This window comes from Pseudomonas sp. PA27(2017), from assembly GCF_001945445.1.
Taxonomy (GTDB): domain Bacteria; phylum Pseudomonadota; class Gammaproteobacteria; order Pseudomonadales; family Pseudomonadaceae; genus Aquipseudomonas.
Window position 1 is genome coordinate 116,543 of record NZ_MSXW01000008.1, and the last position, 19,153, is coordinate 135,695.

A 19,153-nucleotide genomic window follows, 5' to 3' on the forward strand; every position below is an offset into this window, starting at 1 on the left:
CCTCAGACCCGCTCGATGGCGCGTTCGCCGAACAGCCCCGCCGGACGCACCAGCAGAAACAGCAGGGCCAGCACATAGGGGAACCAGTTTTCGATGCCGCCGCCGATGATCGGCCCGAGGTAAACCTCGGCGACTTTTTCCGAGGCGCCGATGATCAGCCCGCCGACGATCGCCCCGCTGATCGAGGTGAAGCCGCCGATGATCAGCACCGGCAGAGCCTTGAGCACCACCAGCGAAAGCGAAAACTGCACCCCCAGGCGTGCGCCCCAGAGCAACCCGGCGACCAGCCCGACGAAACCGGCGACGGCCCAGACCACCGCCCATACCCTCGGCAGGCGGATACCGATAGCCAGCGCCGCGCGCGGATCGTCGGCTACCGCCCGCAATGACAGGCCGATGCGCGTGCGGTTGAAAAGCAGCGACAGCAACAGCACCAGCGCCGCGGCAGTACCGGCGGCGAACAGGTCGAACTGCGACAGCAACAGACCGCCCAACTCCAGTGGCTCGTCGCTGATGCCCAGTTCCAGGCCATGCACCTGGGCGCCCCACAGCGCCTGCGCGGCGCCTTCGATGATGTAGGCCAGGCCCAGAGTGGCCATGAATAGGGTAATCGGCGAACGCCCTACCAGCGGTCGCAGCACCGCCCGTTCGATGGCCAATGCCAAGGCCACCATCACCGCCAAGGTGACGATGAACGCCAACCAGAACGGTACGCCGCGTTCCAGCAAACTGACGAAGGTCAGGGCGGCGAACAGCACCATCGCCCCCTGGGCGAAGTTGAATACGCCGCTGGCCTTGTAGATCAGCACGAAGCCGATGGCCACCAGGGAATACATCACCCCCGCCAGCAGGCCGCCGATCAATACCTCAAGAAAGAATTCCATGCAGCACTCCTGGGCGCGGCGCTAGGCTGCCGCCGGGCGGACACCTAAATAGGCAGCGATAACATCGGGGTCATGGCGAACCTGATCGGGCGTGCCATCGCCGATCTTGCGGCCGTAATCGAGCACTACCACATGATGGGAAATACCCATGACCACGCCGATGTCGTGCTCGATCAACACCACCGTGGTGCCGAACTCACGGTTGATCTCGACGATGAAGCGGCTCATCTCGCGCTTCTCCTCGGCATTCATCCCGGCCATCGGCTCGTCGAGCAGCAGCAGACGGGGCTCGGCAGCCAACGCGCGGGCCAACTCAACACGCTTTTGCAGGCCATAGGGCAAGGTGCCGACGACTTCATCACGCCAGGGCTGGATGCGCAGGAACTCGATCACCCGCTCCGCCGCCGCGCGCTGACGGTCGTCCTCACCTGGCGCGCGGCCGATGCGCAGCGCCTGCTCCAGCCAGGAGCTGCGGCGTTTGAGGTTGCGCCCGGTGAGCACGTTGTCGAGCACGCTCATGCCCTTGAACAGCGCGATGTTCTGAAAGGTGCGCGCGATGCCACCTAGCGCCGCCGCATGCGGGCGCATCACGCGGCGCTCCTTGCCGGCAAAGCGAATGCGCCCCTGCTGCGCCCGGTAGACGCCGTTGATGATGTTCAACAGCGAGCTCTTGCCCGCCCCATTGGGGCCGATCAGCGCACAGATCTCGCCTTCGGCAACGCGAAAACCGATGTCACTGATGGCCTTGACGCCCTTGAAAGACAGGCTGATGCCTTCCAGTTCCAACAAGGGAGAATTCGACATGACGACGCCTCAGGCTGGCTGCTCATGGCCTTGCGGCCAGGCAGCGATGGATGGACGCAGAGTGCGCGTAGCCTGCCAACGCGGCGTTTCCGGCCAGGCACGTGGCGCAACGCCGAGGGCGGCAAAGAACGCCTGCGCCTCACTCGGCAGCGCTTCGCCGACCAGCAACGGCACACGGGTACGGCTCAGGCCCAGGACATCGCGCAACGGCCTGAGCAGCAACCAGTAGCCAAAGCTGTAGCGCAGCACGCCTTCACGCGCCGTGAGCGCCCAATCCAGCCAGCGCCGCAGCAAGCTGCCAGGCAGCGGTAGGCGCTGCTGCGCCAAGGCATACAGACGGCCGTAGCTCTCATGGGTACCGAGCACCAGGGTCGGCCCCAGCTCCCGGCGATCGTTGTCGCGGGTCGCCAGGCTCTCCGGGAAATTCAGCCGAAAACCGGCCAGCAGCCAGGGCGCCAGCAAGTAGCGAGCCTGGCCGCTGGCAGCGAAGGTACGTGCAGCCAGGGCCTCCTCGGCCGCGGTCAGGCGCTCCTGCTCGATCAGCCCGTGTGCCTCACCAAGCAGTTCGATATGGCTGAGGCATTGCTGCTGAGCCTGCCCTTCACCATCCAGCCGATGGAAACTGAACGCCGGGCGTTCGCCTTGCGCAAGAATCGACAACGCCGAATCAGGCTGCTGCGCCGCCAGCCGGGCATAACTCTGCACGCCGGCATCGGCCAGGCCACGGCCATCGGCATAGAACAGCAGTCGCGGCAACGAATCAGCCTGGCGAACTCGCTCGACCTCCTCCTGGCCTTCGGCGAGTACGAAGCCGGCTTCGAGTTCGCGCAGCAGCGTCAGTTGTTCTTCGGCCGGCGCCAGCGGATCGAGCAGCGCCGCAGTACCGCCCAGCCACTGCGCCGCCAGGCTCGCCAGCAACGCCTCGGGACGCGGTCGGCTGAGGATCACCAGGCTGTCGCCGACAACGAAACCGGCCTCGCGCATGCCGCTGGCCAGCCCCTGCACCTCAGCCAGCAATTGCTCCCAGGTGCGTTCCTGCCACAACCCCAGGCGCTTGTGCCGCAGCGCTACATCACCTCCGCGCTGACGCGCGCGAGCAAGCAGGCTGGCCGGCAGGTTGCTGGCAGATTCCTCGTGCATGACGGCGCCCCTCAGGCCACGGCCAGTGACGCGAGCTTCTCCTGCTCCAGTTCGCGCACCAGCGGAAGTACATGCTTGCCGAAGTACTCGACCTCTTCCTGGAAATGCAGGAAGCCGGAGAGGATCAGGTCGACGCCGACGGCCTTGAGCGCGACGATGCGCTCGGCGATCTGCCGTGGCGTGCCGATCAGGTTGGTCTTGAAGCCATCGTTGTACTGCACCAGGTCTTCGAAGGTGGACTTGGCCCAGTTGCCCTCGCCCTCCGGGCTGGCCGCGCCGGCGTTCTTCACTTCACTACCGAAGCCGTTGACGGCCTCCGGGTCGGCCTTGGCGATGATCTCGGCCAGCACCGCACGGGCTTCTTCCTCAGTATCGCGGGCAATGATGAAGGCGTTCACACCGACCTTCACCGAATGACCGTTGGCTGCCGCCTTGGCGCGGATATCGTCGACCTGGGCCTTGATACCCTCGACGCTGTTGCCATTGGTGAAGTACCAGTCGGAAACCCGTGAGGCCATGTCGCGCGCGGCTCGCGAGCTGCCGCCCTGAAAGATTTCCGGATGCGGTTGCTGCAGCGGCTTGGGCTTGAGGGTGTAATCGTTGAAACGGTAGAAATCGCCGTGAAAGCTGAAGTTGTCCTGCGTCCAGATGCCCTTCAGGGCGCGGATGAACTCCTCGGAGCGGCGATAGCGCTCATCATGATCCAGCCACGGCTCGCCGATGGCGCGGAACTCGCCCTTGAACCAACCGGACACCACGTTGATGGCGACGCGACCAGCGGTGAACTGGTCGATGGTCGCCAGTTGCTTGGCCGCCAACGCCGGTGTCCACGGCCCGGGCAGGATCGCGGCGATCACCTTGAGCGTCTCGGTGGCGGCCAGCAGGGCGTGGCTGATGGTCACTGACTCGTGCTGATTATCAGCGCCGTAGCCAGCCGTGAAGCGGATCTGCGACAACGCGTACTCGAAGCCGGAACGTTCGGCGATTTGCGCCAGTTTGCGGTTGTAGTCGATATCCCAACTGGTGCGTTGCTCGATCTTGCTGACGACGAGGCCGCCGCTGACGTTGGGTACCCAGTAGGCGAATTTGATCGGTTGGCTCATGACGGTGTCTCCTGTAGCTCGGAAAGTCAGGCCGCGCTGGCGACCGGGATTTGAAAGAACGCCGCAACGGTGTCGAGCACACGCTCGATACGTTCGAACTGCGCAACTTCAGCAAGGCGGTAGTCATCGAAGGCCTCGACGCTGGCGTACAACCCATACGGCAGCGTGTGGGCCTGGAAGAAGGCGAACAGTGGGCGTAACTGGTGATCGATCATCAGCGCATGGCGCTCGCTGCCACCGGTAGCCGCCAGCACCACGGGGACGCCCTTGAGCGAATGGTGGTCGACCAGATCGAACAGGTGCTTGAACAACCCCGTGTAGGAGGCGCGATAGACCGGGCTGCCGACCAGCAGCAAGTCAGCCTGTTCGATGGCCTGCAAGTGAGGCAGCAGATCGGCAGAGGCCGTGTCGCGCTCGAGCGAACCGGACAAGGTGCTGGACAGCTCGGCGATACGCACCCAATGCACGTGCAGATTCGGCAACCTTGCCTGCAGCCTTTGCACCAGGGCCTCCAGCAGCCCGTGAGTGCGCGACGGCACACGCAAACTCCCCGACACCACCACAACCTTGATAACGCTTGCGCTCATACTCACCCCTCCTGCCCATAGGGCATTGTTCGAGAGAGGTTGAGCAGCAACCGTGCCAACGAATAAATTCTATTTAATTCAATGAGTTGAAATTACTCACCAACAACTTCCACTGCTCCACCGCACGCAAGCTGTTAAAGCACTGACCGTAGACCAACAGCAGCACCAGAAAGCAGAACTGCCCGCCTTCCAACAGCCATTCAACAAGCTGTTGGTTCAGCTACAGCTCGGCTCTCCGGATCAATCACAACCCATTGATTTATAATCAATTTAATACAGGGCACGGAGTTTGCGAGGGATACGCCGTCAGCAATCGCAACAATCGAGGAGAACTGCGATGACCGCTCAAGCCCACGTGCCACACCTGTCTACCGGCACCGACTACGACCCCCTTGCCGCTCGCTTCCGGCCCATCTTCGCGCGCATCGCCGAAGGTAGCGTGGAGCGCGAGCGCAACCGCAGCCTGCCGTTCGAGCCCATCCGCTGGCTGAAGGAGGCCGGCTTCGGCGCCGTGCGCGTCCCCGTCGAACACGGCGGCGCTGGCGCATCCTTGCCGCAACTGTTCCAACTGCTGATCGAGCTGGCCGAGGCCGACTCCAACGTGCCGCAAGCGCTGCGCGGGCACTTCGCGTTCGTCGAGGATCGCCTCAATGCCCACGCCAGCACGCCACAGGACGTCTGGTTCAAGCGCTTCGTCGAGGGTGATCTGGTCGGCTGTGCCTGGACGGAAATCGGCGCGGTGAAGATTGGCGACGTCATCACCCGCGTTTCCCGCAAGGGCGAGCAATGGGTGGTCAATGGCACCAAGTACTACAGCACCGGCAGCATCTTCTCCGACTGGATCGACCTGTTCGCCCGTCGCGATGACACTGGCGCCGACGTGATTGCGGCGATCCGCACCCAGCAGCCTGGCATCACCCAGAGCGATGACTGGGACGGCTTCGGCCAGCGCACCACCGGCAGCGGCACCTCGGTGTTCGTGAATGCCGTAGTCGAGGAAGAGAACATCATCGACTTCGCCACCCGCTTCAAATACCAGACGGCCTTTTACCAACTGGTTCTGCTGGCCGTCATCGTCGGTTCCGGCCGCGCCGCCGTGCGCGACTTCAGCCAGGAAACCAGCAAGCGCACGCGGATATTCAGCCATGGCAACGCCCCTGCCGTGAGCCAGGATCCGCAGGTGCTGCAGGTGATCGGCAAAGCCAGCGGCCTGGTCTACGCCGCAGAAGCGGGCACCCTGCGCGCCGCCGAGGCGGCTCAACAGGCCTATCTGGCGCGCTTTGACAATGAAGAAACGGCCGAACAGCAGGCCAACAGCGCCGCCGAACTGGAGTCGGCCCAGGCCCAGGTGGCCGCCGTGGAACTGGTACTGCGTGCCACCAGCGACCTGTTCAACACGCTCGGTGCTTCCGGCGCCAGCACCGCCAAACAGCTCGATCGCCACTGGCGCAACGCCCGTACCGCCGCCTCGCACAACCCGGTGATCTACAAGGAACGCATCATCGGCGACTGGTATGTGAACGGTACCGAGCCACCCTATGTCTGGCAGATCGGCGGCGGTGCCAAGCAGCCCTGACGGCATGCATAGGCCTGGAGAGCACTCTCCAGACCTTGGAACCTGATCACGATCCTTTAGTTAGCACAGATCAACGAATAGGCCGGAGCAGCCGGTCGCACGACTCGTGGCAGGGGCTTTAGCCGTCAGCTCTTGACGCCCAAGCAGCGCCAATGGCGGCTAAAGCCCCTCCCACAAATCACCACGCTTTGGCTTGCACCAAGCCACCAGCCAGCGCCAGCATCAGCCCGGCGAACAACGCCGGGACCCGATTCATGCCTGCCCTCCCAATTCATCGGCCAGGGCGGCGCCGTTTAAGTAATGGTCACCGAGCAGCCGCCGTTGCGTCGGCAATTCCGGCTCGGCACTGTCCGGCTGCGGTCGTGGCAGGCTGCTGCCGACCAGTTCGAAATGCGTCTGCGCTGCCAAACGCGCCGCCTCGGCTGCGGCAAGACGGAAGACAATGGCTGCCGATTGCGAGGCGCCAGCGTGCTCCAGCAACGCGTCGGCAGCATCGATGCGAATGCGCAGTTCGCCGACTGCGGCAATCACTGGCGCTTCGTGACGGGCACTCTGCCCCCGCAGGTAATCGAGCAGCGACGCCTCGGCATAACGGGCATGAGCCAGGTCGCCCTGGCCTTGGGAATGGGGAGTGGACATGGCGTAACCTCAGTTCCAGGAATGACGTTGCGGCTTGATGCCGTTGAGCAGTTGATTGCCGACCAGGTGGTACTTCCAGCGCACCGGGTCATGCAGGGTGTGAGTGCGCGCGTTGCGCCAGAATCGATCCAGCCCCTGGCTGGCCGAGACGCTGCGGGTGCCGCCCAGCTCCAGCAGGCGGCTGGACGCCTCGAGGGAAATCTCGGTGGACAGCACCTTGGCCTGGCCGACCACCACCGATGCTTCGGCAACGTGCTCTTCGCTGGGCTCGGCGACGGCGCGGTCGACCGCCTGGCCAGCACGCTGCAAGATCGCTTCGGCCGCTTGCAGGCGCCAGGCCAGCTCGCCAATCAGCGCCTGGCCAAGCGGGTCCTGCCAGCCGTGCTGCAACCCGCTGTCGACCCACGGCCGTGCCTGGCGCGCCACGCGCAGGATTTCGGCGAATGCGCCACGGGCGATGCCGGTGTCCACGGCGGCCTGAATGATCTGCGAGATCGGGCCATCGGCGGTTGGCTGGTCGTAAGCCTTCCAGGCGGGTATCACATCGCTCGCTGGCACGCGTACACCTTCGATACGCACCTGGCCGCTGGCAGTGATGCGCTGGCCGAAGCCGTCCCAACTGTCTATCACTGTCAGGCCGGCGGCATCGCGCGGAACGAAGGCGATGTACGGGCGGCCTTGCTCGTCGACACCAGCGACCGGGACGATATGGGCGAACAGCGCACCGGTGCAGTAGGCCTTCTCGCCGTCGAGCACCGCCGTATCGCCGTCGAAGCGGATCTGCGTCTGGAAGGTGGTGACGTACTGGCTGCGCGCTTCGGAGAAGGCGTTACCGAAACGGTAGCCTTGCAGCACCTTGGCGTAGTAGCGGCGCTTCTGCTCCTCACTGCCGGTCAGGCCGAGGTTGCTGAGCACGCCGAAGTGGTTCTGTGGCAACTGGCCAAGCGACGAATCGGCGGCGGAGATGGTTGCGATCACCTCGCTGAGGGTGACGTACGAGACCCCGGCGCCTCCGTATGCCTTCGGTACGCTGATCGCCCACAGACCGCTTTCGGAGAAGCGTTCCAGCTCCTCCCAGGGTAAGCGTCGCTCGCGGTCACGCAAGGCCGCCTCGCGGGCGAAATCCTCGGCCAGGCGCTGCGCCACTTCGATGGCTTCTGCGTCGTTACGGATGATATAGGCCGCACGCTGCGGTGCCGGGCGAACCTGCGCAGGCAGGTCGGCTGACTGTGTCTGGGTCATGTGCTACTCCATGTGTGACGGATTCCCCAGGGCTACAGCACAGCCCATACCAACCTGGGAAATCCTTTTGATTCAGCGAGTTGGTGAACCTTCCCGGGCATCGGGAAAGCGCCTGGCGGGGCAAACTGCGGATTGGCTGTTGCCGAGCGAACAGTGATTTCAAAGACTGATATCCAGCGGGTACTCGACGATCAGGCGCAGCTCGTCGACGTTGGATTCGGCGACGTGATCGCCACCGACGCGATGAGTGGCCTGCATCAGGTTGAACGAGAGATTCTTGGCCGGCCCGCTCTGCAGCACGTACCGCAGCCACAGGTTGCGCTCCCAGTGGCGGCCGTCCTCGGTGGCATTGAAATAGCCGTAGGCGCCACCGGCGCGTGTGCCGTCGATGTCGGTACCGCGCACGTAGCGCGCCGTCAGGCTCAGACCGGGCACGCCGAGCGAGGCGAAGTTATAGTCGTAACGGGCTTCCCAGGCGCGCTCGTTGGGGTTGTTGAAGTCGGAAACCTGCGAGGCGGCATCCAGTTGCAGGTCATAGGTGTTCCACACGTAGTCGAACGGCGTGTCGCCATCGATGCGCGTGTAGGACAGCTTGAAGCCGTGAGCGCCAGCAGCCAGACCGGCATGCACGCTCCAGGAGTCGTTGTCGATCTTGCCGGCCAGGGCCTGGCCGCTGTCACGGGTGCGGTAATAGTTGAGGCCGGTCTTCAAGCTCAAGTCGTCGCTCAGCGGCTGTACGTAGTCGACGCTGAAGAACGACTGGTTCCAGACGTCGTCAAGACGACTGCTGTGCAGACGGAAATCAAGCTGCTCGTTGAAACGGTAATCGCCGCCCAGGTACACCACATCGTTGGCACCCTTGATGCGCCCGGCATAGACGGTGCCGAGGTCGCCACGATGGTTGCTGGCGTTGCGGTCACTGCTCGACTCCAGCTTGCCGCCCTGCAGACTCAGGCCATGCAGCGAGTTGTTGTTGAAAATGAAGCCACGCAGGGTCTGCGGCAACAGGCGGATATCGCTGGCATGCAGTACCGGGCTGGTCGGGCTGACATCGCCATAGCGCAGCTCGGTATCGAAAGCGCGCACCTTGAGCGCTGCGCCAACCTTGCCGTAACTGTCCTTCGGCTCGCCGTCGAAGTTGCTCCCCGAACGAGACACGATGCCGGGCACGCCGACACCATTGCCAACCGCTCCATTGCCGCCATCGAGCTTGAGGCCGACCAGCCCCTGCACGTCCACGCCGAATCCGACAGTGCCATGGGTGAAACCGGATTGCAGGTTGGCGATGATGCCGTGGCCCCATTCACGATGAAGGCTTTGTCGCTCGCCATCATTGGGGTTGATGGTGAAGTCGCCGTTGCGATAATCCTGGCTGAAGAAGAAGTTGCGGTTGATCACTTGGATCTGCGCGCCGTCGATGAAACCTTCACCATCATCGTTGCCGGCAAAGGCAGGGCTGGCCGACAGGATGGCCAGGGAAAGAGCAGTTCTGCAGTAGGTTGTAGAGCGCATGGCAGTGATCCTTGGAATGATGAGGTCGGCGCCTTTCCAGGCGCTGCAAGTCCAGTTATTCCAACAACCATGCCAAACCATAAAATCATTTCTATTCAACAACTTGAATCAAAAACCCAACAGCCTGGCGCTAGGTCATAGGAGCAGTCTGCGCAACCGCTGTTGCCGGCGCCACAGCAGTTTCGTCAGGACGAAAAAAACGCGGCCTAGGCCGCGTCAGGTAGAACGTTACACAGTGAGCAAACATTGGGTTAACGCAGGTTTCTCAAGGTATCGCCGCCTACCCGCCGGCCTTGCCGCCCAGGTAAAAATGCTGGATATCTTCCCGCGCTGCCAACTCGGCAGCACAACCCTCTCCCACCACCCGACCGTTCTCCAGGATATAGGCGTAACTGGCATGGCGCAGGGCGACGTTGATGTTCTGCTCGGCGACCAGAAAGCTCACGCCCTCCTGCGCATTGAGCTGGGCGACGATGGCGAAGATCTCCTCGACGATGATCGGTGCCAGGCCCATCGAGGGCTCATCGAGTAGCACAAGACGCGGTTTGGTCATCAGCGCACGGCCGATGGCGAGCATCTGTTGCTCGCCACCTGAGGTCAGCCCGGCCTGGGTCTTGCGCTTGGTCTTCAAGCGCGGGAACCAGGCGTAGATCCGCTCCAGATCCTGCTCCAGCTCACGCCGTGTCGGGTTGCGCAGAAAGCCACCACTGCGCAGGTTTTCCTCGATGGTCAGGTGGGCGAATACATGCCGTCCCTCCAGCACATGGACGATGCCCTGGCGCGCCAGCACATTGGCCGCGACACCAGCGGTGTTCTGCCCCTGGAAACGAATCTGGCCTCGGCTGACCTGTGCACGGTCGGCCTGAACCAACCCGGAAATGGCTTTTAGCGTGGTGCTCTTGCCAGCGCCGTTGGCGCCGAGCAGCGCGACGATATCGCCCTGCCCGACCCGCAGGGAAACCCCGGCCACGGCGAGGATCGCGCCGTCGTAGATCACTTCGATGTCGTTTACCGCAAGCAGCTCCTGGCTCGCGGCGCTCGATTGGGGCGCACTGCTCATGTCGTCATCCTCCGTTGGGCACCTTCGCGCCCGATTGTCTTTCGCACCACGAGGCCCTGCGAGGCTCCTGGCAACGCTCATGGTCGCAGCGCACACCTCGCACCCTGCTCACGGCAAGCGGCTACTGCACGCTGCAATCGCGAGGCATCACACCCTTCTCTTTCGCGTACTCGGCCGACTTGGCGTCGATCAACGGACGCAGGGTGACGCGGTCGGCCTGAACCCAGTCGGTGATCAGCTTCCACTGCTGCCCATCCCACTGCTGCACCTTGGCGGCCCCGCCACCCTCGTGGTCGCTGCACGAAAGCTTCAGTGGCTGCATCAGGCCAAGGAAACCGATCTCCTTGAGGCGCGCATCGTCGAGATCGAGGTGCTCGAGGCCCCAGCTACCTTCCTCGCCGTTGAGTGGCCGGTTGCCAAATTTCTTCTGCCCTGCGCGAATCGCTTCGACGGCGATGGCGGCGTTCACCAGGCCGGAGTTGTAGTACACGCTGCCGAAGCTTTTCGGATCCTTGAGGTCGCTCTTGCCCCTGTCGAGGATGTGTTCCTTGATCCGTTGGTGAATGTCGAAGTCGGCACCGCCCGGATAGGGCGTCAGCGCCAGGTAGCCTTTGCCCGCCTCGCCGGCCGGCAGCACGTCCTCATTGGAGCTGGCCCAGATGTCGCCGATGATGCGATCGACCGGGAAACCGAAACGTGCGGCGGTCTTGATCGCCACCGGAGTAGACACGCCCCAGGTACGCAGGAATATCCAGTCCGGCTGGAGCTGCCGTACCTGGCGCCATTGCGAAGCCTGTTCATTACCCGGATCGGCGATGGGGATTTGGATGTTCTCGAAACCGTACTTTTCTGCCAGCAGCTTCAACGGCCCCTGTGTTTCCCGACCGTAGGCCGAGTCGTGGTAGACGGTGGCGATCTTCTTGCCCTTGAGCTTGTCCAGCCCGCCTTCGCGCTCGGCCACGTAATTGATGAACGCCGAAGCCTCGCTGTAGAACGTCAGCATCACCGGGAAGTTGTAGGGGAACACGCTGCCGTCGGTGGCTTCGGTGCGGCCGTAGCCAAGGGTGATCAGCGGGATCTTGTCGGCCGCGGCCTTGTCCGCCAGGGCATAGGCAGCCGGCGCGCCATTGGGCTGGTAGACCGCCACCGGTGCGCCATTGAGACCATTCTTGAAGCGCTCGTAGCACTCGATGCCCTTCTCCGCCGTCCACTCGGTCTCGCACTCCTGCCAGACCAGCTTGACGCCATTGATGCCACCTTCCACCTCGTTGACGTAGCGCAGGTAGTCGATCATCCCGGCCCACACTGGAATGCCGCTGGAGGCATAGGCACCGACCCGGTAGGTGGCCAGCGGGAAGAACTGTTCATTGGCCGCCTGGACCGTCACCGGCAGCGCGGCGCAGGTTGCGAGCGCCAGGCCGAAGGCAGCGAAGCTACGTTTCAGGGTTGCATTCATGGTGTCTTCTCTACTCACGCGCCCGACCTGCACAACGGCGGCCAGGCGCTGGTTGTCGATAGGGTCTTATTGCTCGTTGGCGCAGTCGCGTGGGGTGATGCCTTTTTCCTTGGCGTAGGCAGCGGACTTGGTTTCGATCAGCGGACGCAGGGTGGCGCGGTCGGCCTGGATCCAGTCGGTCACCAGCACCCACTTATCGCCATCCCACTGCTGCACACGGGCAGCACCGCCGCCCTCGTGGTCAGAGCAGGACAGTTTCAGCGGTGGCAACAGCCCTTCGAAACCGCTGGCCTTGAGCCGCGCGGCGTCGATGTCCAGATGCTCGAAGCCCCAGCGTGCTTCCTCTCCGGTGAGCGGGCGGTTACCAAATTTGCCCTGGGCAGTGCGCAGTGCCTCGACGGCAATCGCGGCGTTGATCAGGCCGATGTTGTAGTACACCTTGCCGAAGTAGCGCTTGTCCTTGAGGTCGCTCTTGCCGGCATCGAGGATATGCTGGCGCAGGCGCTGGTGGATCTCGAAACCGTCACCCCCTGGGAATGGCGCCAGCGCCTGGTAACCCTTGGCCGCCCCGCCTGCCGGAATCACATCAGCCTCTGAACCGGCCCAGACGTCGCCGATGATCCGATCCACCGGGATGCCAAAGCGCGCGGCAGTCTTGATGCCCACGGGAGTGGACACACCCCACGTACGCAGGAACACCCAGTCCGGTTTGATCTGCCGCACCTGACGCCACTGCGCGGACTGCTCGTTACCCGGATCGGCCACCGGAATCTGGATGTTCTCGAAGCCGTATTTTTCCGCCAGCAGCTTCATCGGCGCCTGGGTTTCACGACCGTAGGCCGAGTCGTGGTAGACGGTGACGATCTTCTTGCCCTTGAGTTTTTCGAAACCGCCCTCGCGCTCGGCGATGTAGTTGATGCCCACCGAAGCCTGACCGTAGTAGTTCAGCAACAGCGGGAAGGCATAGGGAAAAACGCTGCCGTCGGTGGACTCGGTACGCCCGCCCGCGCCATCGATCAACGGGATGCGGTCGGCTGCGCCCTTCTCCATCAGCGCGTAGGAACCTGGCGTACTGTGGGTGAAGAAGAACGCCGCCGGCGCGCCGTCCTTGCCGCCCTTGTGACGCTCGTAGCACTCGACGATACGGTCGACGTTCCACTCGGTCTCGCACTCCTGCCAGACCAGCTTGACGCCATTGATACCGCCCTCCACCTCGTTGATGTAGCGGAAATAGTCGATTTCCCCGGCCCACCAGGGAATGCCACTGGAGGCATAGGCGCCAACCCGGTAGGTGGCCATGGGAATGAACTGCTGGTTATCGGCGGCCTGGGCGATGGCCGGTAACAAGACCTGAGCGCCGAGTGCGAAAAGGCTGGCGAGCAGGTTGCGATGCAAGGTTTTGCGCATGATGTGTACTTCTTGTGCAGTGCTGGAAACCTCCTTTCCCGGAGTCGGGTCAAGGTTCGTGGTAGCGTTCAAATCGTGGGGTTCAGAATCTCAGCGGCCACACCCTGATGCGTTCGCGCAGGTCGCCGAGCAGGCGTACCAGCCCCTCCGGCTCCTTGATCAGGAACCAGATGATCAGGCTGCCGAAGAGAATCTTCTGCAGGTTCTGCAATTGCCCGGCATCGACGTTGCCGTCGAACAGCCATTGCCCGGCGTGGCTGAGCAGAATCGGTGTAAGGCTGATGAAGGCCGCGCCGATGAAATTGCCGGCGATGCTGCCCATGCCACCGATGATGATGATGAAGAGGATCTGGAACGACCGGTTGATATCAAAACTCCCGGCGCTGGCGGTGCCCAGGTAGGCGAAAGCCCAGAGCGCCCCAGCGATTCCCAGGTAGAAGGAGCTGACGGCGAAGGCCAGGCGCTTGTAGCGATCCACCGGAATGCCGATCACTGCCGCAGCGGTATCCATGTCGCGGATCGCCATCCAGTTGCGGCCGACCTGGCTACGCACCAGGTTGACCGCCACCCAGGTCAGCAGCACCACGCAACTCAGGGTCAGCAGGTAACGGCCGACCGGCGTGGCCACGCTGTAGCCGAACAATTCCAGACGGGGCGCGCTGATGGTGCCGGACGAGGCGTAGTTGTAGAACCAGGGAAACTTGGCGAACACCCACTCCAGAAAGAACTGCGCAGCGAGCGTGGTGACCATCAGGTAAAACCCCTTGATCCGCGAACTCGGAATGCCGAACAGCAAGCCAACCAGACCTGCAATCAGCCCACCGCCGATCAGCGCCAGCGGCAAGGGCAGCCCAGGTATACGCAGCAGCAGGCCGTAGGTGGCGAAGGCTCCAACCGCCATGAAACCGGCAGCGCCGACTGAGGTCTGCCCGGTGTAGCCGGTCAACAGGTTTAGCCCCAGCCCGGCCAGCGACAACACCAGAAAGGGAATCAGGATCGCGTTGAGCCAGTAATCGTTGCCCAGCAGGGGTAGCCCGACGAAAGCCACCAGCAGCAACAGCGACAACCCCAGCGGCCAGCGGTGGCGTACCAGAATCAGAGGCGCTTCGTCGAAGCTGGTGCGCAGGCGCGAAACGGTAGCGGTCATGGCGTCATACCCGTTCGATGGCCCGGTCGCCAAACAGGCCAGCCGGACGGATGTAGAGGAAGATCAGGGCGAGGAAATAGGCGAACCAGGGCGTGATGCCGCCACCTATCAGCGGGCCGATGTAGGCCTCGGCAAGGTTCTCCGCTGCGCCGACGATCAGCCCGCCGACGATGGCCCCGCCAATCGAGGTGAAGCCACCGATGATCAGCACCGGCAGCGCCTTGAGCACCACCAGCGAGAGCGAGAACTGCACGCCCTGGCGCGCGCCCCAGAGCAGCCCGGCGACCAGTCCGACCACTCCGGCCACGGCCCAGACGATCTGCCAGATGCGGTTGAGGTTGATGCCCAGCGACAGCGCCGCACGGGTATCGTCGGCCACCGCACGCAGCGCCACGCCAATACGGGTCTGGTTGAACAGCAGCGCCAGCACCATCACCAGCAGTGCGGAAACGCTCGCGGCGACCAGGTCGAACTGGCTGATCATGATCTCGCCGACGAACAGCGGGATGTCTTCGATACCCAGATCCAGCGCACGCACCTGGGCACCCATCAGCCCTTGAGCCAGGCCCTCGATGACGAACGACAGGCCGAGGGTGGCCATGAACAGGGTGATCTGTGAGCGATTGACCAGTGGCCTTAGCACCAACCGCTCGATCAACAGCGCGCCGATGATCATCACCAGCACCGTCACGGCCAGCGCCAGGGCGAAAGACAGCCCCTGCTCGTGCAGGCTGACGAAGGTCAGCGCGGCAAACAGCAGCATCGCACCCTGGGCGAAATTGAACACACCGCTGGCTTTGTAGATCAGCACGAAGCCGATGGCCACCAGCGAATACATGGTGCCGGCGAGCAACCCGCCGATCAGGGTTTCCAGAAAGAAGATCATCCGTTTGGCGTCCCCAGATAAGCGGCGATCACATCGGGATTGACCTGAACCTCGGTCGGTGTGCCATCGCCGACCTTGCGCCCGTAGTCCAGCACCACCACGTGGCTGGACAGCCCCATGACCACCTGAATGTCGTGTTCGATGAGAATCACCGTGGTGCCGAGATCGCGGTTGATATCCGCAATGAAGCGGCTCATGTCCTGTTTCTCTTCGGCGTTCATCCCCGCCATCGGCTCATCGAGCAGCAGCAGGGTCGGTTGCGCGATCAGTGCGCGGCCCAGCTCCACGCGCTTCTGCAGGCCGTAAGCCAGGCTGCCCACGGCAACGTCGCGCCAAGGCTGCAGTTCGAGGAACTCGAGCACGCTCTCGGCGCGTTCAGCGAAAGCGCGCGCTTCACGCCGGGCACGTGGCAAGCCCAGCGCCTGCTCGAGAAAAAAGCTGCGCTGAAATCGCGACAGGCCAGTGAGCAGGTTGTCCAGCACGCTCATCTTCTTGAACAGCGCGTTGTTCTGGAAAGTGCGGCCAATCCCGAGCCGCGCAGCCTTCAGCGGGTGTGGCCGGCGCAACGGTTCGGCAGCGAAGTACAACTGCCCGGTATCGGCCTGGTAGACCCCGTTGAGGATATTCAGCAGCGAGCTCTTGCCAGCGCCATTCGGCCCGATCAGGGCGCAGATCTCGCCGCGCCTGACGCTGAACGACAGATCGGAAATCGCCTTCACGCCCTTGAACGACAGCGACACATTGCGTATCTCCAGCAAGGCGCTCATGCCACCCGCTCCAGATGGTCGTGCAGCCACGACAGGCGAGCCGGGCCTTGTAACGCCACACCGGCAGGCGCACTCGGCACCTCGATCCGGCGCAAGCGATGAAAGCCGAGCAAACGCCGCACCCGCTGCTTCAGCCTGCGACGCAAGCCCTGGTGCGAATTCTCCAGCGTCCAGTCGCACAGGCGCCGCCGCCAAGTGCCCGATGGCGCTAAACGCGCATCGATTTCACCAGCCAGCGCCTCGGCGCGCGCAACAGATAGCAGCAACCCGGTCGGGGCGATTTCGCGGCGGTCGCGAGCGGCAGATTCGCTGGTCTCAGGAAAGGCCAGGCCTTCGCCGTGCTCCAACCAGCGGCTCAGCAAATGCCCCAATCCTTCATGCCATTCGGTGCCTTCATCGATCCACAGCACGTCATCCTCAGACACCTGCGCCCAACCCTCACGCTGCGCTACCGGCGCCTCACCGACAAACAGCGCCGACAGTGGCTGCACCTGCCACAAGCCGTTGCTCACGGCATTGGCCTGGGCGGAAAACAGACGCAGTGGCCACTGCTCGACAAGGCCGCTGCCTAACCAGTGCGACACGTTTTCGCGGCGCTGGACGAACGCAAACGTAGGGCGCACCCGGTGCAGTTGCCGTTGCAGCTCATCGCCACGGCTATCGCGGCCAATCACCAGGCTCTGGCCACCAAGCTGGTGGGCAGCCAATGCCAGGATCAGCAAGCTCGGCTCATAGGCGCCGCACAAGGCCAGCCGCGCGCCAGGAGCAAAACCTTGCTGACGCAAGCCATCGGCAACCCGCTCGACCTCGCGCTGCACGTCGATCCAGCGCCAGGCCTTCCACGCGCCAAGGCGGCGATGACGCAGGGCGATTTGTGTCGGTCGTTCTCTGGCCCAGCGCTGCAACGCCGTCAGGGCGCTGCCGTCCACCACATCAGGCACCGGCGGATTGAGTTCATGAATGCTCATGCGATGACTCCTCTGCCGACTCAGGCGGGCTCGGCCAGGCTGGCACTGAGGGTTTTGCGCTGCTGGCTGAGGTCGCGATAACCGGCACCTGGATGGTTGGCGGGCAGTCGCGGGCCATCACCGAATAATTTCTCGCGCAGGGTTCCGGAGCGATAATGGGTCTTGTACACGCCGCGTGCCTGCAACTCGGGCACCAGCAGCTCGACCACATCACGGAAGGTTTCGTGGGCCAGGGCATATGCCAGGTTGAAGCCGTCCACGTCGGTCTCCTCGACCCAGGCCTGCAGCTCGTCGGCAACGGTCTGCGCACTGCCGACGATCAGCGGACCGAAGCCGCCAATGCCAACCCAGTCAGCCAGTTCCTGGACCGTCCACTGCTTGTCCGGGTCGGCGGTAGAGAAGGTTTCCACTGCCGATTGAATGGCGTTGGTGTGGATGTGCTTGAGCACCTGATCCGGCTGGTACTGGCCAAAGTCGATACCGGTCCAGCCGGAAATCAGCGCCAGCGCCCCCTCGTAGCTGCTATAGGATTTCAGCTCCTGCCACTTGGCCTGGGCTTTGGCGTCGGTCTCGTCGACGATCACCGTCTGCAGGTTGAAGATCAGCACCTTGCGTGGATCGCGCCCGGCTTCGGCAGCCCGACGGCGGATGTCTGCCACGGTTTTTTTCAGGATCGCCTTGGACGGTGCGGCGACGAACACGCACTCGGCGTGCCCGGCCGCGAAGTCCTTGCCGCGGCTCGATGCGCCAGCCTGGTAGAGAACCGGCGTGCGCTGCGGCGACGGTTCACAGAGGTGGATGCCAGGCACCTGGAAATGCTCTCCCTGGTGACGGATTTCATGAACCTTGCTCGGGTCGGTGAAGATCCCGCGTTCACGATCACGCACCACCGCCCCCTCCTCCCAGCTGCCTTCGAACAGCTTGTAGAGCACTTCAAGGTATTCATCGGCGTAGTCGTAGCGCGCATCGTGATCGCTCAGGGCCTTCTGCCCGAGGTTGCGCGCACCGCTGTCGAGGTAGGACGTGACGATGTTCCAGCCGATGCGCCCCTTGGTCAGATGATCCAGAGTCGACAGGCGCCGGGCGAAGGGATATGGGTGCTCGAAGGTCAGCGAGGCGGTGAGACCGAAGCCCAGGTGCTCGGTAACCAGCGCCATCGGGGTGATCAACGCCAGCGGATCGTTCACCGGAACCTGGGTCGCCTGGCGGATGGCCGCATCGCCATTGCCGCCCAGCACGTCGTAGATACCGATCACGTCGGCGATGAAGATGCCGTCGAACTTGCCACTCTCCAGCAACCTGGCCAGATCCGTCCAGTAATCCAGATCCTTGTATTGCCAGGCGCGATCCTTGGGGTGCCTCCAAAGGCCGGGCGACTGGTGGCCGACACAGTTCATCTCGAAGGCGTTCAAACGAATTTCACGTGGCATGGGGACTCCTGCTCGATAGGCTCGGCACCTGTCGCGGTGCTGCTTGTAGCTCTATCAACACGATTCATGCCAACTGATAACTCTTTTATTTACATAGAGTTAGATAAAACCAGAAACAAGAGAGATGCATAGACGACCACAGCAATGCTGATTGACTGTTCAGTGGTAAACAGTCAAACGCTTCTGGTCTATTCGATCAGGAACAGCGCTTTGCAGATCGACGGCTCGCACTTGCGCGGTGCCAACCAGCCGGAACACACCACCTGGAACGAAAACGCCACGACTCTAGCTCTTTGCACCAAGACCAATGGCGACATCATCAGCTTGCAGCTCAACTGTGTGCAGTCGCTGGAGCGTCGCGAGATGGTCGAAGCAGCTTTCCGGTGGCCAACTGCAGGTACCGCTGGAGCAGATTAGCGATCAGCAACTGCCGCGTGACATACAGGGCCCAATCGGACTGGCGCAGCGGGCCGCGAGCATCCGCTGTTCATCTGCGCACGGCAGCGAGACCAATCACGGGTATGCACGTCCACCTTGTTTGTACG

Annotated in this window: 18 protein-coding genes; 2 read left to right on the top strand and 16 right to left on the bottom strand. The window is 63.1% G+C overall.

The window, feature by feature from the left end:
• Positions 1-2 precede the first annotated feature (2 nt).
• From BVH06_RS03355 to msuE, 5 genes are read right to left on the bottom strand one after another with little or no spacing between them, the layout of a single operon-like run.
• Positions 3-884, bottom strand: coding sequence for a branched-chain amino acid ABC transporter permease (locus BVH06_RS03355; protein WP_075930441.1), 882 nt, complete (start codon positions 882-884; stop codon positions 3-5).
• A gap of 21 nt (positions 885-905) precedes the next feature.
• Complete coding sequence (locus tag BVH06_RS03360; RefSeq protein ID WP_075930442.1) at positions 906-1,688, bottom strand: ABC transporter ATP-binding protein; 783 nt, start codon at positions 1,686-1,688, stop codon at positions 906-908.
• 9 nt (positions 1,689-1,697) lie between these two features.
• Positions 1,698-2,828, bottom strand: a complete 1,131-nt coding sequence (locus BVH06_RS03365; protein ID WP_075933185.1) for an AMP-binding protein — start codon at positions 2,826-2,828, stop codon at positions 1,698-1,700.
• Positions 2,829-2,839: 11 nt separating this feature from the next.
• Complete coding sequence (sfnG, locus tag BVH06_RS03370; RefSeq protein WP_075930444.1) at positions 2,840-3,931, bottom strand: dimethylsulfone monooxygenase SfnG; 1,092 nt, start codon at positions 3,929-3,931, stop codon at positions 2,840-2,842.
• Positions 3,932-3,957: 26 nt separating this feature from the next.
• Positions 3,958-4,518 (bottom strand): FMN reductase, encoded by a 561-nt coding sequence (gene msuE / locus BVH06_RS03375; RefSeq protein WP_075930445.1) that lies wholly within the window; start codon positions 4,516-4,518, stop codon positions 3,958-3,960.
• A 337-nt stretch (positions 4,519-4,855) separates the two neighbouring features.
• Here msuE and BVH06_RS03380 point away from each other — a divergent pair, with 337 nt between their 5' ends.
• Positions 4,856-6,094 (top strand): acyl-CoA dehydrogenase family protein, encoded by a 1,239-nt coding sequence (locus tag BVH06_RS03380; protein WP_075933186.1) that lies wholly within the window; start codon positions 4,856-4,858, stop codon positions 6,092-6,094.
• A gap of 252 nt (positions 6,095-6,346) precedes the next feature.
• Here BVH06_RS03380 and BVH06_RS03385 read toward each other — a convergent pair whose 3' ends face one another.
• The 11 genes from BVH06_RS03385 to BVH06_RS03435 all read right to left on the bottom strand — a co-directional run bounded on the left by BVH06_RS03385 (position 6,347) and on the right by BVH06_RS03435 (position 18,608).
• Complete coding sequence (locus BVH06_RS03385; protein ID WP_075933188.1) at positions 6,347-6,733, bottom strand: hypothetical protein; 387 nt, start codon at positions 6,731-6,733, stop codon at positions 6,347-6,349.
• A gap of 9 nt (positions 6,734-6,742) precedes the next feature.
• Positions 6,743-7,975: an SfnB family sulfur acquisition oxidoreductase gene (locus BVH06_RS03390; RefSeq protein ID WP_075933189.1), complete on the bottom strand. Its 1,233-nt coding sequence runs from the start codon at positions 7,973-7,975 to the stop codon at positions 6,743-6,745.
• A gap of 159 nt (positions 7,976-8,134) precedes the next feature.
• Positions 8,135-9,487: an OprD family porin gene (locus BVH06_RS03395; RefSeq protein WP_075933190.1), complete on the bottom strand. Its 1,353-nt coding sequence runs from the start codon at positions 9,485-9,487 to the stop codon at positions 8,135-8,137.
• 280 nt (positions 9,488-9,767) lie between these two features.
• A complete protein-coding gene (locus BVH06_RS03400; protein ID WP_075933191.1) occupies positions 9,768-10,547 on the bottom strand; it encodes an ABC transporter ATP-binding protein in 780 nt (259 codons plus the stop codon).
• Positions 10,548-10,668: 121 nt separating this feature from the next.
• Entirely contained in the window at positions 10,669-12,003 is a 1,335-nt protein-coding gene (locus BVH06_RS03405) for an ABC transporter substrate-binding protein (protein WP_075933192.1), read from the bottom strand.
• 66 nt (positions 12,004-12,069) lie between these two features.
• Complete coding sequence (locus BVH06_RS03410; RefSeq protein WP_075933193.1) at positions 12,070-13,410, bottom strand: ABC transporter substrate-binding protein; 1,341 nt, start codon at positions 13,408-13,410, stop codon at positions 12,070-12,072.
• Between the two features lie 82 nt (positions 13,411-13,492).
• Positions 13,493-14,557, bottom strand: coding sequence for a branched-chain amino acid ABC transporter permease (locus tag BVH06_RS03415; protein WP_075933194.1), 1,065 nt, complete (start codon positions 14,555-14,557; stop codon positions 13,493-13,495).
• A 4-nt stretch (positions 14,558-14,561) separates the two neighbouring features.
• Complete coding sequence (locus BVH06_RS03420) at positions 14,562-15,443, bottom strand: branched-chain amino acid ABC transporter permease (RefSeq protein WP_075933195.1); 882 nt, start codon at positions 15,441-15,443, stop codon at positions 14,562-14,564.
• On the bottom strand, positions 15,440-16,210 hold the full coding sequence (locus BVH06_RS03425) for an ABC transporter ATP-binding protein (protein ID WP_075933196.1): 771 nt from the start codon (positions 16,208-16,210) through the stop codon (positions 15,440-15,442). The genes BVH06_RS03420 and BVH06_RS03425 overlap by 4 nt, the downstream gene beginning before the upstream one ends.
• A complete protein-coding gene (locus tag BVH06_RS03430; protein ID WP_075933197.1) occupies positions 16,207-17,178 on the bottom strand; it encodes an AMP-binding protein in 972 nt (323 codons plus the stop codon). The genes BVH06_RS03425 and BVH06_RS03430 overlap by 4 nt, the downstream gene beginning before the upstream one ends.
• A 20-nt stretch (positions 17,179-17,198) precedes the next feature.
• Positions 17,199-18,608, bottom strand: coding sequence for an LLM class flavin-dependent oxidoreductase (locus BVH06_RS03435; protein ID WP_075933198.1), 1,410 nt, complete (start codon positions 18,606-18,608; stop codon positions 17,199-17,201).
• Positions 18,609-18,752: 144 nt separating this feature from the next.
• On the opposite strand from BVH06_RS03435, the gene BVH06_RS03440 reads away from it, so the two are divergent.
• Positions 18,753-19,025: a hypothetical protein gene (locus BVH06_RS03440; RefSeq protein WP_139315559.1), complete on the top strand. Its 273-nt coding sequence runs from the start codon at positions 18,753-18,755 to the stop codon at positions 19,023-19,025.
• Positions 19,026-19,153 lie beyond the last annotated feature (128 nt).

Coding starts and splice junctions, on each gene's coding strand:
- BVH06_RS03425 (WP_075933196.1), bottom strand. CDS start 16,210: ATGAGCGCCTTGCTGGAGATACGCAATGTGTCGCTGTCGTTCAAGGGC.
- sfnG (WP_075930444.1), bottom strand. CDS start 3,931: ATGAGCCAACCGATCAAATTCGCCTACTGGGTACCCAACGTCAGCGGC.
- msuE (WP_075930445.1), bottom strand. CDS start 4,518: ATGAGCGCAAGCGTTATCAAGGTTGTGGTGGTGTCGGGGAGTTTGCGT.
- BVH06_RS03385 (WP_075933188.1), bottom strand. CDS start 6,733: ATGTCCACTCCCCATTCCCAAGGCCAGGGCGACCTGGCTCATGCCCGT.
- BVH06_RS03420 (WP_075933195.1), bottom strand. CDS start 15,443: ATGATCTTCTTTCTGGAAACCCTGATCGGCGGGTTGCTCGCCGGCACC.
- BVH06_RS03415 (WP_075933194.1), bottom strand. CDS start 14,557: ATGACCGCTACCGTTTCGCGCCTGCGCACCAGCTTCGACGAAGCGCCT.
- BVH06_RS03390 (WP_075933189.1), bottom strand. CDS start 7,975: ATGACCCAGACACAGTCAGCCGACCTGCCTGCGCAGGTTCGCCCGGCA.
- BVH06_RS03440 (WP_139315559.1), top strand. CDS start 18,753: ATGCTGATTGACTGTTCAGTGGTAAACAGTCAAACGCTTCTGGTCTAT.
- BVH06_RS03410 (WP_075933193.1), bottom strand. CDS start 13,410: ATGCGCAAAACCTTGCATCGCAACCTGCTCGCCAGCCTTTTCGCACTC.
- BVH06_RS03400 (WP_075933191.1), bottom strand. CDS start 10,547: ATGAGCAGTGCGCCCCAATCGAGCGCCGCGAGCCAGGAGCTGCTTGCG.
- BVH06_RS03430 (WP_075933197.1), bottom strand. CDS start 17,178: ATGAGCATTCATGAACTCAATCCGCCGGTGCCTGATGTGGTGGACGGC.
- BVH06_RS03360 (WP_075930442.1), bottom strand. CDS start 1,688: ATGTCGAATTCTCCCTTGTTGGAACTGGAAGGCATCAGCCTGTCTTTC.
- BVH06_RS03405 (WP_075933192.1), bottom strand. CDS start 12,003: ATGAATGCAACCCTGAAACGTAGCTTCGCTGCCTTCGGCCTGGCGCTC.
- BVH06_RS03435 (WP_075933198.1), bottom strand. CDS start 18,608: ATGCCACGTGAAATTCGTTTGAACGCCTTCGAGATGAACTGTGTCGGC.
- BVH06_RS03395 (WP_075933190.1), bottom strand. CDS start 9,487: ATGCGCTCTACAACCTACTGCAGAACTGCTCTTTCCCTGGCCATCCTG.
- BVH06_RS03365 (WP_075933185.1), bottom strand. CDS start 2,828: ATGCACGAGGAATCTGCCAGCAACCTGCCGGCCAGCCTGCTTGCTCGC.
- BVH06_RS03380 (WP_075933186.1), top strand. CDS start 4,856: ATGACCGCTCAAGCCCACGTGCCACACCTGTCTACCGGCACCGACTAC.
- BVH06_RS03355 (WP_075930441.1), bottom strand. CDS start 884: ATGGAATTCTTTCTTGAGGTATTGATCGGCGGCCTGCTGGCGGGGGTG.